At 71.9% G+C, this 12,522-nt stretch carries 10 protein-coding genes; 7 read left to right on the top strand and 3 right to left on the bottom strand.

The genetic code is table 11. The annotated features are described in order from the left end of the window. Nucleotides 1-304: 304 nt before the first annotated feature. The gene (locus tag O7621_RS05245; RefSeq protein WP_282232980.1) at nt 305-2,257 is read left to right on the top strand and encodes a RiPP maturation radical SAM C-methyltransferase; all 1,953 of its coding nucleotides are present in this window, start codon (nt 305-307) and stop codon (nt 2,255-2,257) included. 13 nt (nt 2,258-2,270) lie between these two features. Further along, nucleotides 2,271-3,002: a DUF5825 family protein gene (locus O7621_RS05240; protein WP_282232979.1), complete on the top strand. Its 732-nt coding sequence runs from the start codon at nt 2,271-2,273 to the stop codon at nt 3,000-3,002. Here O7621_RS05240 and O7621_RS05235 read toward each other — a convergent pair. Both O7621_RS05235 and O7621_RS05230 read right to left on the bottom strand, forming a co-directional pair. Then, entirely contained in the window at nt 2,926-4,911 is a 1,986-nt protein-coding gene (locus O7621_RS05235; protein WP_282232978.1) for a glycosyltransferase family 2 protein, read from the bottom strand. The genes O7621_RS05240 and O7621_RS05235 overlap by 77 nt on opposite strands. Beyond that, nucleotides 4,908-6,059 (bottom strand): glycosyltransferase family 2 protein, encoded by a 1,152-nt coding sequence (locus tag O7621_RS05230; protein ID WP_282232977.1) that lies wholly within the window; start codon nt 6,057-6,059, stop codon nt 4,908-4,910. Before O7621_RS05230 ends, O7621_RS05235 begins: the two co-directional genes overlap by 4 nt. 249 nt (nt 6,060-6,308) lie before the next feature. On the opposite strand from O7621_RS05230, the gene O7621_RS05225 reads away from it, so the two are divergent. After that, a complete protein-coding gene (locus tag O7621_RS05225; RefSeq protein WP_282232976.1) occupies nt 6,309-6,944 on the top strand; it encodes a SigE family RNA polymerase sigma factor in 636 nt (211 codons plus the stop codon). Nucleotides 6,945-7,006: 62 nt separating this feature from the next. On the opposite strand, the gene O7621_RS05220 is transcribed toward O7621_RS05225, so the two are convergent. Beyond that, complete coding sequence (locus O7621_RS05220) at nt 7,007-8,587, bottom strand: glycosyltransferase family 2 protein (RefSeq protein WP_282232975.1); 1,581 nt, start codon at nt 8,585-8,587, stop codon at nt 7,007-7,009. A 151-nt stretch (nt 8,588-8,738) separates the two neighbouring features. On the opposite strand from O7621_RS05220, the gene O7621_RS05215 reads away from it, so the two are divergent. From O7621_RS05215 to O7621_RS05200, 4 genes are all read left to right on the top strand, one after another. Next, nucleotides 8,739-9,293: a YbaK/EbsC family protein gene (locus tag O7621_RS05215; RefSeq protein ID WP_282234461.1), complete on the top strand. Its 555-nt coding sequence runs from the start codon at nt 8,739-8,741 to the stop codon at nt 9,291-9,293. Nucleotides 9,294-9,472: 179 nt separating this feature from the next. Continuing rightward, nucleotides 9,473-10,084, top strand: a complete 612-nt coding sequence (locus O7621_RS05210) for a TetR/AcrR family transcriptional regulator (RefSeq protein WP_282232974.1) — start codon at nt 9,473-9,475, stop codon at nt 10,082-10,084. A 60-nt stretch (nt 10,085-10,144) separates the two neighbouring features. Beyond that, a complete protein-coding gene (locus O7621_RS05205) occupies nt 10,145-11,500 on the top strand; it encodes a biotin carboxylase N-terminal domain-containing protein (protein ID WP_282232973.1) in 1,356 nt (451 codons plus the stop codon). Nucleotides 11,501-11,551: 51 nt separating this feature from the next. Then, nucleotides 11,552-12,475, top strand: coding sequence for a hydroxymethylglutaryl-CoA lyase (locus O7621_RS05200; protein ID WP_282232972.1), 924 nt, complete (start codon nt 11,552-11,554; stop codon nt 12,473-12,475). The last annotated feature ends 47 nt before the right edge of the window (nt 12,476-12,522 follow it).

The raw sequence follows: 12,522 nt of genomic DNA, 5'->3' as shown, positions 1-12,522 counted from the left end.
GTGAACGGCATGCGGAAGAACGTTGTCGAGAACGACCCGATCAACGGCAACCGCGACCAGCTTCGCAGCGCGAACGTCACGGTCACGGTCTCGGTCAAGATCAAGTTCTGATCCGGGTCGTACGGGGTGGAGGCGGGCGGGTCGCGCCCTGGCCGGCATCGCCTGACCGCCTCCATCCCATCGCCGTGGCCGTCGCCACCCCACCGGGTCCTGACCGCCTCCGTACCTCCGGCACACCTGTCCACCTCCGACACCCGCGCTGACCGGGATCGTCGGTAGCGGCTCGCATAGAAGGGAAGGGCACATGCGGATCCTGCTGGTCAACATGCCGTGGTCATCGATCGATGTCCCGTCGCTGGCACTGGGCATCCTCACCAACAGCGTCCGCCAGAAGATGCCGGACGCCGAGGTCGAGGTGATGCACGCCAACCTCGATTTCGTCGACTGGGTGGTCGACCGACGTGAGTTCGGCCTCGGCGACTACTACTACTATTCGCTGTTCACCTACTTCTCCGGCTGCGGTGACTGGGTCTTCTCCTCCGCCCTCTACGACGACCCTGAATGGCGGGTCAGCGAGTTCACCCGCGTCGTCCAGGGCCAGATGTCCGAACGCGACCTGAGCCGCAACATGGACCTGCACCGGGCCGCGCCGGAGTTCATCGACGAGATCGCCGCCCGGATCGTCGACCGGGCACCAGACCTCGTCGGATTCACCTCGACGTTCCAGCAGAACACCGCAGCGCTGGCGACTGCCCGGGCGGTGAAGAAACTCGACCCCCGGATCCGTACCGCCCTCGGTGGGGCGAACTGCGACGGCGAGCAGGGCGCGGCGCTGCACCGCAACTTCTCCTTCATCGACTTCGTGGTACGCGGCGAAGGCGAAGCGGCTTTTCCCCGGCTGCTCACCGCGCTGGCGGCCGCGCCAGCGGACAACCAGGGCGACTTTTCCAGCATCGAGGGCCTGTGCTGGGCCACCCCGGACGGCCGACACGTGGCCAACCCGATGAGCACCGCACCACTGCCGCCGGCTGAGATCGTCAGCCCGGACTACACCGGCTACTTCGAGCGGCTGGCCCGCTCCAAGGCGAACAACTGGGTCGAACCCCGGCTGGTGGTGGAAGGCGCCCGCGGCTGCTGGTGGGGCGAGAAGCACCACTGCACCTTCTGCGGGCTCAACGGCTCGTTCATGCAGTTCCGCAGCAAGCATCCCGGCCGGTTCTACGACGAGATCATCGGGCTGGTCGAGCGCCACCAGGTGCTGGACATGTTCGTCGTCGACAACATCCTCGACATGAGCTACGTCAACTCGCTGCTGCCCCGGCTGGCCGAATCCGACTACGACCTGCGGCTGCAGTACGAGATCAAGTCGAACATGCGCGGCCCGCAGGTGCAGGCCCTGGCCGACGCCGGCCTGGTCAGCGTCCAGCCAGGCATCGAGAACCTGAACAGCCGGGTGCTGAAGATCATGGACAAGGGGGTGACCGGCTGCCTCAACGTGCGGATGCTGCGCGACGCGGAGACCAGCGGCATCACCATCGCCTGGAACTACCTGTACGGCTTCCCCGGCGAGACCGACGCCGACTACCAGTCGATCATCGACCAGATGCCGGCCCTGCACCACCTCTGCCCACCCGACGGCAGCACCCGGATCGCCATCGAACGGTTCAGCCCGTACTTCGTCAAGCCGGAACTCGGCTTCACCGACCTGCGGCCGGCCGCCCAGTACCGGCTCATCTACGACCTGCCCGAGTCGGAGCTGATGGACCTGGCGTACATCTTCGACACCCCGACCCAGGGCATCGACGAGGACCTCGCCGAGACGCTCGACCGGGCCGTCACCGGCTGGCAGCACGAGTACGCCCGCAGCCGGCTGACCCACCACGACCTCGGCACCGAGATCGTGCTGGTCAGCGAGCGGCGGCAGTTCGACTGGCACGTGCTGCGGTTGACGGATCCGACCGAGGTCGCCGCCTTCCGGCAGCTGGACCAGCCGCACAGCGTCGCCTCACTGGCCCGGCGGATCTCCGCGTCGGAGGAGGCGGTGGCCACGCTGCTCGCCCGCTGGAGCGACCTCGGCCTGCTGTTCAGCGACGCCGACCAGTTCATTCAGATCGCACCGCAGGCGATGAACCAGGACCTGCTCCGCATCGACCACCTGCACCAGGAGCGGGCCGCCGCGCAGGCGGAAGCCGCGTCAACGGATCCGGCCACGTCCGCCGGGCACCCCACGCCCGAGCCCGCGCTCACCGCCGTCTGACAGGAGCACCGCGTTGATCAGCACCGACATCGAGGCACCGCCGACCGGGCCGGTCGTGGTCCGACTGCACCGGGACCACGATCCGGCGGTCGCCGACATTCCCGGCATCGACCTGGGCACGGCCGAGTTCACCGGGCTCGCCGCCGACACCGTCGCGGACTGGCTCGACCGGGGGGTACGCAAGGTGGCGCTGCCCGGCGTCGTCGACCTCACCGCCGCCGGCTCGGTGGCGGCGGCCGACGCGGTCCGCCGGCTCGTCCTGGTCCGCGAGTTGACCAGCTACGCCATCGAGGTGGACTGGTCGATACGGCTGCCGGGCGGCGACGGCGACCTGTGGCGGGTGTACGGGCATCTGCGTCCGCCAGCGACGGTCGAGATCGTCGGCGCAGCCGGCTCCGTTGACGCGGCTGGCTCCGCCGGCGCCGACCCTGAATCCGACCCGGGTACGGTGGCCGCTGCCGCTTGGCGGGACGCGTTCTACTTCGACAAGTGCACCTACCGGCGTGGCCCCGGCTTCGTCCAGGTCCGGGATCGGCGGGCTGGTCGGCTCAACCTGCTGACCATCGACGACCCGGCGTACCTGGCGGTGCTGGAGCAGCTGCTCGACGGTGCCGAGATGACCACTGTCGACCTGGACATCGCCCGCGAGTTCGGCGAGGAAGGGCTGGTCACGAAGGTGGGCGACCGGCTGGTCTGGTTGCCGCACCGGCTGCGCCGCTGGCCGCTGCCGTCGATGGTGGTGTGACCTCGTCGCCCATCGCCTCCGCCGGGACGCCGGTCCAGCGGGAGTACGCGCTGTCCACGAAGTACGCCTCGCCCGGATCCCAGGTGTGCCCGGTGGGCCGCCGATGGTAGAGGTAGCCGAGCGGATGGGTGCGGTAGATGGTGGCGCCCTCCGCCCGGAGCCGCTCGATCAGCCCGAGGTCGACCGAGCGGGGCACCGGGCGCCAGCCGCCCACAGCCTCCAGATCGCTCTTGGCGAGCAGCATCGTGCCACCGGCGACCACTCCGCCGTACGCCTCCGGGATGCCGGACCGTCGGCGGAGGGTGACGCCCTGATCGTCCAGGTGGACGAACTCGGCACCCTTGCCGACCAGGGTGGCCCCGGAGTAGTGCCGGGCCAGCACCAGATCCCAGACGTGTTCGACGCCGTAGCTGTCGTCGTCGTCGAACTTGGTGATCAGGGTGCCACGGGCGCGCCGGGTGGCCGCTGCGAGCCCGGCGCCGAAGTCGACCGACTCCGGCAGGTGCAGCACCTCGAACGGGCGGCCCGCGTCGGACAACGCCCGGCGGGCCGACTCCGGCAACTCGATGCCGTGCAGTCCCAGGATGATCTCCATCTCCGGATAGGTCTGCGTGATGATCGCGGCCAGCGCGGTGGTGACCAGCTCCGGCCGTCGGGTGATCAGGACCGCGCTGACCGATGGCGGCCGACCGAGTGCCGGCAGCCCGCCGTCGGCGAGGCCGGGCAGCCGCAACCCTGCGGCGTGGCCGCGCATCGCGGCCCGGCGCTGCCGTACGCTGCGCGCCTCGACGGTCAACGACCCGTCCGGCCCGGCTGATCCGTCCGGCCCGGCTGATCCGGGCGGCTGTCCGGTGACGAGCACGCGTAACTGCGGGTCGAGCAGGTCGGCCACGGCGGGCGGCAGGACCGGGGCGTGCACGAGCACCCCGGTCGCGGCGAGCTGCACCAGCAGCCCGGCGGTCTGCTCGGGATGTTCACCGGGCACCAGCCGACAGTGCACCGCGCGGACCCGCCGCAGCGCGGCCAGCGCCGCAGCGTCCAGCCCGGGGCCGGTCAGTGACCCGTACCGGGACGATCCACTGACCGGTCCGCGGAACCTGCTGGCCCCGGACCGGTCGGCGCGGGCGAACTCCAGAGAGATCTCTGCCGCCTCCGGCCGGTACGCGGCAGCCAGCCGGCCACGCGGGTTGATCCGTTCGGCGTCGATCAGCACGAGCCGCTCGCCAGCGGGCGTCGTGACCGCGTGCCCGGCGCCGGCCAACCGGACACCGTACGCCGCACCGCGCTCGCCCTGCGGGCCGGTGGCATCCCGGCCGGGATCCTGCGGGCCGCTGACGTCCCGGCCGTCGAGCACCAGGTCGTGGGCGCGGATCTCGTCGCGCTCCGGCAGCGGTCCGGCGGTCAGCACGGTCGCCCCCGCCGGCAGGTACGCCGGCGGGGGACCAAGCGCGGTGACACCGGTGGTGCCGGGGGAGGGCATCGGCCGAGACCCGTCCAATGCGCGCAGCGCCGCCCGTACCGCCGACCGCAGCGGCACCGGGGCGGCGAGCGCCAGCCGGACGGTGGCCGCGCCTCGGCGCAGCCTGGGCAGCCCGACCCGGTGCCGACGCAGCTGCGGCAAGGTGCCGACGTTGCCGGACCAGCCAAGCCCCGGGTACCGCCACCAGACGACGACCACGGTGGCAGCGCGTACCGGCTGACCGGCCGACGGGTGGTGGGGCAGGTCGCGTAGCCGGTCCACGGTGCCGGCTACCACCAACGCGCGCCGGATACCGGGTATCCGCAGCACCCGCAACCCCACCGCGCGGCCGAGGCGTTCGGCGGGGTGGGGTGCCGGTAGTCCGGTGAGGCGCCAGGTGATCCGGCTACCGGCCGGCGCGGAGGCGTCGGAGCCGGCGTCGCGCCTCACCTGATCGCCCCCTCCTCGGCTTCGTCGTCGACCGCACCATCCCGGGCGGGTACGGTGCCGGGCCGCGCCGCCGCTGACGGCGGTGTCCGACCGGCTGTGGTCGGCCGCCCACCGGCTCCAGCAGCTCCACTGGTCCGGTCGGCCCGGCCGAGCAACCGTTTGCGCAGTGACCAGATGGCCATCAGCGTTCGATAGAGAGAATAGGCGTTCGCCGCGACGAGTCGGTGCTTGACCGTCTCGTTGCCGTTGCCCGGCACCGGGTACCCGCCGGCCGGCCGGTACCGGTGGTAGAGCTCACAGACGCGCCGGAAGTAGCGCCGCCGGTGGGACCTGGGGACCCGGTGCTGGTGTCCGAGCACCTGCAGGCAGTGCCAGATCATCCGACCGAAAATCAACGGGCGTACGCCGGCGGCCCGGCCCGGGTGGGCGTCAAGGTAGGTGAAGACCCGCTGCCACTGGTCGAAGACGTCGAAGTGCCGGTCGCTGACCGTCCGGGTGATCGCGCCGTCGTAATGCTGTCGGTACGCGTAGCAGTCGCGATCCAGCACGGCGATCCGGTCCATGGCGACCAGCAGCGGGATCACGAACGAGACGTCTTCGTACCAGCCGGACTGGAAGGTGATCCCGGTGTCCATCAGCCGGTCCCGCTTGATGATCTTGTTGCAGGCGATCCACAGCACGTCGAGCAGCCCCGGCTCGTCGGCGAAGCGGAAGACCTCCGGAAGCTGGCGGCCCGGGGCGATGCCGGTGACCGGATGTTCCTCAGCCCGGCCGTCGGGATAGACCCGGGAGTACCCGGTGATCAAGATGTCCGGGTCGGTGTGCTCGAGCCGGTCGGCGACCGCGTCCAGCGAGCCGTCCGGCAACCAGTCGTCGCTGTCCACGCACCATACGTAGCGACCGCTGGCATGGGCGATACCCGCGTTGCGGGCGGCGCCTAGCCCGCTGTTGCGGTCCAGGGTGACCACGGTGATCTCGGGGTGTCGCTGTGCGTAGCTGGCCAGAATGGCGCTGGACCCGTCATCAGAGGCGTCGTCCACCGCCACGATCTCCACACCCGCCCGACGCTGCGTCAGGACCGAGTCGAGGCACGCTGCGAGGTACTTCTCGACCCGGAACACCGGGATGATCAAGCTCAGCAGTGCCATCGGTGCAGCGCGCCTTCCACGTACGTCGGTGCGTCGGTCCGGCGGCGGGGGGCAACCGTCGGTCCGACATCGTCCGTCGGGTAGGGGAAGGGGGCCCTGGCAAAAGGCTAACAGCTGGTGACCAGATGGCGAACGTCCGGGACTTTCCGCCCCATGTCACCGATCGTCGCCCATGCGACGTCTATCTCAGCAGGGGTCGGACACCGGCAGGTCCACACCGGGGAGGGTGCCCAGGCATGGGAGTGCAGCGTGTACGGCGCGGCTGAGATCATCCTGCCCGGACATGTGGCGGGCAGGCCGCGACCCGCCGTCGACCAGGCGGTATCCGCGTCAACGTTCCTGGACGGGTCGAGGACGGCGGACCGGGCTCCGTCCGGGGCGGTGGAGGAGGAGTTCGCCGCGTTCGCCTCGGCCGCCGCGCCACGGTTGCGCCGCACCGCCTACCTGATGTGCCGCGACTGGCATCTGGCCCAGGATTTCACCCAGACGGCACTGGCCAAGATGTACGCCGCGTGGCAGCGGGTGTCCCGGTTCGACAATCTGGAGGCGTACAGCCGCAAGGTGCTGCTACGGGTGGTGCTCGACCACCGCCGCCGGCTGAGCGCCCGGGAGCTGCCGATCGCCAGCCCTGGTGAGGACGGGGATCCGGCCCGGTCCGCCCGGCCCGATCTGCGGGTCACCATGATCGACGCGCTCGGCTGTCTGCCGCCCCGCGACCGGGCGATCGTGGTGCTGCGCTACTGGGAGGACCAGAGCGTCGAGACCGTCGCCGAGACGCTCGGCGTCTCGGTGTCGGTGGTCAAGACGCAGAGCCGGCGTTCCCTGGCTAGGCTGCGGGAACTGCTCGGCGACAGCCGCGCCGACCTGCTGGCCGAGGACCCCTGACCGGCCGCCGGCCAGTCGACGCCAGTCGACGTCAGCGATCGGTCGGTATCAGCGGGTCGGTATCAGCGGGCGGCCAGGCGGCGCAGCCGTTGGCGGCCCTGGCGGGCCACTCGGACCCCGCGCCGCGCCGCGCGTCCGGCCTGGTAGCGGGCCATCCGGCTCCACCTTGCCGGTGTCGCGGCGGCGGTGACCAGCGGGTCCGAGACCACCAGACGCAGCCCACGGCGGCCGGGTGCGACCCACACGGCACGCCCCCGGGCGGTCAGCGTCGCCCGGGTGCCGGGCGCGCCCGGTGCCGGCGGGAGCACCAGTTCGGCACCGTCGTCGCGGGCGACGATCCGCAGCGCGTACCGGCCGCGGGGCAGCGTGGCCAGCGGTACGTCGACCCGCCAACGAAGCCGGCCGCCGCTGCCGTCAGCCACCGTCAGCGGCAGCCGCAACCGGGTGTCGCCGATCTCCAGTACCAGGTCGTCCCGCTGGTCGCCGGGCGCGCCGCCGGGGCCGGGCAGGCCGCACCACCCGGTCAACCGGACCACCTCGTCGCCGGCCGGGCCACCACGACGGACGTGGTGCACACCGACGGTCGGCGCGGGTACCCGCAGCAGGTCACGGTAGCGGTCCCAGCGCGGATGGTCGAGGTAGAGCTGTCCACCGCACAGCCGTACCGGGCCGGCGTGCCGGGGCTGGCGTACTCCGTCCGGGTCCTGCTCGTAAAGGGCCACCGCGCGTAGCCCGGCGTGCGGGTTCCGGCTGAACTCGGCGGCGACCGGCACCGGTACGTCGGCCAGCAGCGCCGCCATCCGGCGGGTGAAATCGGTCAGCTGCCCGTCGTCGAGGGCGTCGGCGGCCCGCCCGGCGTAGTGCAGCTGCATGTACGCGACCCACCGCCCGATCGCCCCGGCCACCTCGGGCGCGACGTCGGAGCTACCGGCGACCAGCCGCTCGATGATGTTCAGATGCTGCATGATCTTCACCGGCCGGAACCGGCCCTCCATGATTGACGAGCCGTTGCCGCGTTGCCGGTAGAGGTAGACCAGTCGCGGGCTGAGCGCGGTCAGCGGGGAGCGGACCAGCAGCGGGACGGTGAACAGGACATCCTCGAACGCGCTGCCCTCGGTGAACTCGGCCCCGACCTGGTCGACCAGGTCGCGGGCGAACACCTTGTTGCAGGCCGACGGGTTGCCGATCAGCAGCGGCGCCTCGGCGACGGACCCGATGGTGCGGGCCGGCCCGACGATCTCCGCCCGCCAGGGCGGGCTGGGCCGGGGCGGGAAGCCGTGCATGTCGCCGACCGCCACCGGCGCCCCGGCCCGCTCGGCGATGTCGACCAGGTGGTCCAGCCCGCCGTCGGGGTAGAGGTCGTCGGAGTCCAGGAAGCCCAGGTAGTTGCCGGTGGCCAGGCGTACCCCATGGTTGCGAGCGGCACCGAGACCGGCGTTGTCCTGCCGGACGTATCTGACCCCCGGCGCCCGCCGGGCGTAGTCGCGGGCGATTTCGCTCGACGAGTCGGTGGAGCCGTCGTCGATGATGACTACCTCGAGCTCGGTCCTTCGCGGCTGACGGTCGATCGACGCCAGGGCCGCGCCGAGCCAGGCCTCGGTGTTGTAGACGGGTACGACGACGCTCGCCCTCGGGGCAGCCACGATCACCTCTCGGCGGGTTGTCCGACGATGCCGTGCCGCTCCCGGCGGCGGGCCGGGTAGGCGGTGGCAGCGGCGGTCAATCTACCGCGCCCGGGTGACCGGTGCCCCTCGGCACGGCTCACCGGCCGTCGGGTGCATGATGGCGGACGTGCTGGGGAAACTGCAGACTGAACCGGTCCGGGGCCGACTCGACCTGGTGGCCCCGCCGGTGGCGGCCGCCGTTGAGCAGTGGTCGGCCGAGGTGCCGGTCGACGTGGATGACGTGGTGGTGGCGTCGATCGATCCCGAACTCGCCGACACGGCGGCCTTCTGCGCCGCGTACGGGGTAGCGCTCGACGCGTCGGCCAATTGCGTGGTGATCGCCGGCAAGCGGGGTGGTGTCGTCCGGTACGCCGCCTGCATGGTGCTGGCCACCACCCGGGCGGACGTCAACGGGACGGTCCGTCGGCTGCTCGACGCCCGTAAGGCGAGCTTTGCTCCGATGGCCGACGCGGTGCAGACGACCGGGATGGAGTACGGCGGGATCACCCCGATCGGGCTGCCGCCGGAGTGGCCCATCCTGGTCGACGCGCGGGTGGTGGCGGTGCCGCACGTGGTGATCGGTTCCGGGGTGCGGGGCAGCAAGATCGTGCTTCCCGGTCCGGCGCTGGGGGTACTGCCCAACGCACGGGTCGTCGACGGGCTCGCGCTCCCAGCCGGCACCTGACCGGGCTCGCGCTCCCAGCCGGCACCTGGCGGGGCTCCGCCGGGGGTGAGACTCGGCGTCGGTGACGGTACGGTGATCGGCGGGCGTCGGGTCAGCGTGGACACCGGAGAATCAGTCGGCGGCATCTCGGTGACTGAACGGTCGTTCAATTCGGCTCGACACACGGTTAGGCTGGCCAGGTGACGGTAGATCAGCAGGCGGCAACGACGGACGGGGCGGACCCGGGCGCGCCACGGCGACGCTCACGTCGCGACGAGATTCTCCAGATCGCGGTCGGGCTCTTCGCGGCCCGCGGCTACCACGGCGTGTCGATGGACGACATCGGTGCCGCCGCAGGGGTCACCGGTCCCGCTCTTTACCACCACTTCGCCGGCAAGGAGGCGATGCTCGCCGCCGCGCTCATCCCGGTGAGCGAGGAGCTGCTCGACGGCGGCCGCGCCCGGGTCGCGGCGCGGCCCGGCGAAGCCACCGCCGCGCTCGCCTCACTGATCGAGTTCCACGTCGAGTTCGCCCTGGCCAACCCGGCGGTCATCGCCCTGCACCTGCACGAGCTCGACCGGTTGCCGGAGGAGCCGCGTCGGCGGATCCGGCGGCTGCAGCGGCTCTACGTCGAGGAGTGGGTGGCGGTGCTCACCGCGCTGCGGCACGATCTCGACGCGGCCGAGGCCCGGGTGCTGGCGCACGCCGCGTTCGGCCTGATGAACTCCACCCCCTTCCTCGGCGGCGAGGTCGACCGGGAACGACGGGCCACGCTGCTGCGAGCCGCCACGCTCGCCGCCCTGCACGGCTGAGCAGCACCCCGGGCCCATCCCCGCGCCCGGCAGCGGGCGCCGCACCCCGCGAGGAGAGGCATGATCGAGTCGTTGCTGGTGGCCAACCGGGGCGAGATCGCCCGGCGGATCATCCGAACCGCCCGACGGTTGGGGGTCCGGACCGTCGCCGTGCACTCCGAGGCCGACGCCGGTATGCCCTTCGTCACCGAGGCCGACCAGGCGATCTGCGTCGGGCCCGCGCAGCCGGCGCAGAGCTACCGCGACACCGGAGCGATCCTGGCCGCCGCCAGGAGCAGTGGCGCGCAGGCGATCCACCCCGGCTACGGGTTCCTGTCGGAGAACGCCGACTTCGCTCGCGCGGTCGAGTCCGCCGGCCTGACCTGGGTCGGGCCCGGTGGTGACGCGATCGAGGCGATGGGCGACAAGATCAACGCGCGGAACCTGATGTCCGCCGCCGGGGTCCCGGTGGCCGCCGGCAGCACCGAGCCCGCCGAGACCGTCGAGGCCGCACTCGACGCCGCCGCGACCATCGGCTACCCGGTGATGGTCAAGGCCGCTGCCGGCGGCGGCGGGATGGGCATGGGCGTCGCGGCCGACGACGCCGCGCTGCGGACCGAGTTCGACAAGGTCCGGGCGTTCGCCGCGCGCATGTTCGGCGACGGGTCCGTGCTGATCGAGCGCTACTTCCCCCGGGTACGCCACGTGGAGGTGCAGATCCTGGGCTGGCGTACGGCCGACGGCACCGACCGGGTCGTCGCCCTCGGCGAGCGGGAGTGTTCGGTGCAGCGGCGCAACCAGAAACTCGCCGAGGAGTCGCCGTCGCCAGCGGTGACCGACGAGATCCGGGCCGGGTTGCTCGCCGCCGCCGTACGGGCCGGGGAGGCGGTCGGCTACCGCAACGCCGGCACGGTCGAATGTCTGCTCGACCCGACCACCGGCGAGTTCTTCTTCCTGGAGATGAACACCCGGCTGCAGGTCGAACACCCGGTCACCGAGCTGGTCTACGGCGTCGACCTGGTCGAGGAGCAGCTGCGGGTGGCCGCCGGGCTGGAGCCGACGTTCGACCCGGCCACCCTCGCGCCGCGCGGGCACGCGATCGAGCTGCGGATCAACGCCGAGGACCCAAAACGCTTCCTGCCCGGACCGGGCGCGATCACCGCCTGGTCGGAGCCGACCGGCGACGGGGTCCGGGTCGATTCCGGGTACGCCGCCGGCACCACCGTCACGCCGTTCTACGACTCGCTGATGGCCAAGCTGATCGTCTCCGGCGCCGACCGGGCCGAGGCGATCACCCGGGCCCGGGCCGCGGTCGCCGGGTTCGAGGTGGCCGGGCCGAAGTGCAACCTGCCGTTCTTCGCCGAGCTGCTGGAGCACCCGGAGTTCGTCTCCGGCGACTACGACACCGGCATCGTCGGCCGGATGCGGGCGCGGTGACCTTCACCGGATCCCATTGAGTGGACGGCACGGGCGCGGGATGCTGGACTGATGGCAGCGACGCCCCTTCCCGAGTCCGTGTCGATCCGCGAGGTCGGGCCGCGTGACGGCCTGCAGAACGAGCAGCCGATCCCGACCGAGGGCAAGGTCCGCCTGCTGGACGCGCTGTCCGGCACCGGCGTACGCCGGATCGAGGCGGTCTCGTTCGTCCATCCGAAAGCGATCCCGCAGATGGCCGACGCCGACGAGGTGTGGCAGCGGGCCCGGCGGGTGGCCGGGGTGCGCTACTCGGCGCTGGTGCCGAACCTGCGAGGTGCCCGCCGGGCACTCGACGCCGACTTCTCCGAGATCGAAGTGGTGGTGTCGGCCAGCGACACGCACAACCGGCGCAACGTCAACCGGGGCACCGCCGAGTCGTTGGACGACATCGCCGAGCTGATTGCGCTGCTGCACGCCGCCGGGGCGCACGTCGAGGTGATCGTGGCGACGAGCTTCGGCTGCCCGTACGAAGGGGACGTCGACCCGCACCGGGTGGCCGGCATCGTCGACCGGGTGGTGGCCGACGGCGCGGACCGGGTGGCGTTCGGCGACACCACCGGGATGGCCACCCCACGCCGGGTCCGCGAGCTGGTCACGGCGGTGCGTGACCGGCAGGCGGCCGTACCGGTGCTGCTGCACTTCCACGACACCCGGGGTACGGCGTTGGCGAACCTGCTGGCCGCGCTGGAGCTGGGGGTCACCGAGTTCGACGCCAGCGTCGGCGGGCTGGGCGGCTGCCCGTACGCGCCCGGGGCCAGCGGCAACGTGGCCACCGAGGAGGTGGTGCACATGTTGCACGACATGGGCGTCGAGACCGGGATCGACCTGGATGCCCTGCTGGCCGCCGCCGAACTGGCCGAGGAACTGGTCGGCCGGCAACTTCCGTCCGGGGTGCTGCGCGCCGGCCCCCGTACCCGGCTCACCCCGACCAGCTGACCCGCTGGCGGGGGGTCGCGAGGGCGACCGCCGTACGGTAGCCTAAC

The organism is Solwaraspora sp. WMMD937, assembly GCF_029581175.1.
Lineage (GTDB): Bacteria > Actinomycetota > Actinomycetes > Mycobacteriales > Micromonosporaceae > Micromonospora_E.
The sequence above is the reverse complement of the archived record's forward strand: the minus strand, read 5'-3'. Positions and strand labels throughout refer to the sequence as shown.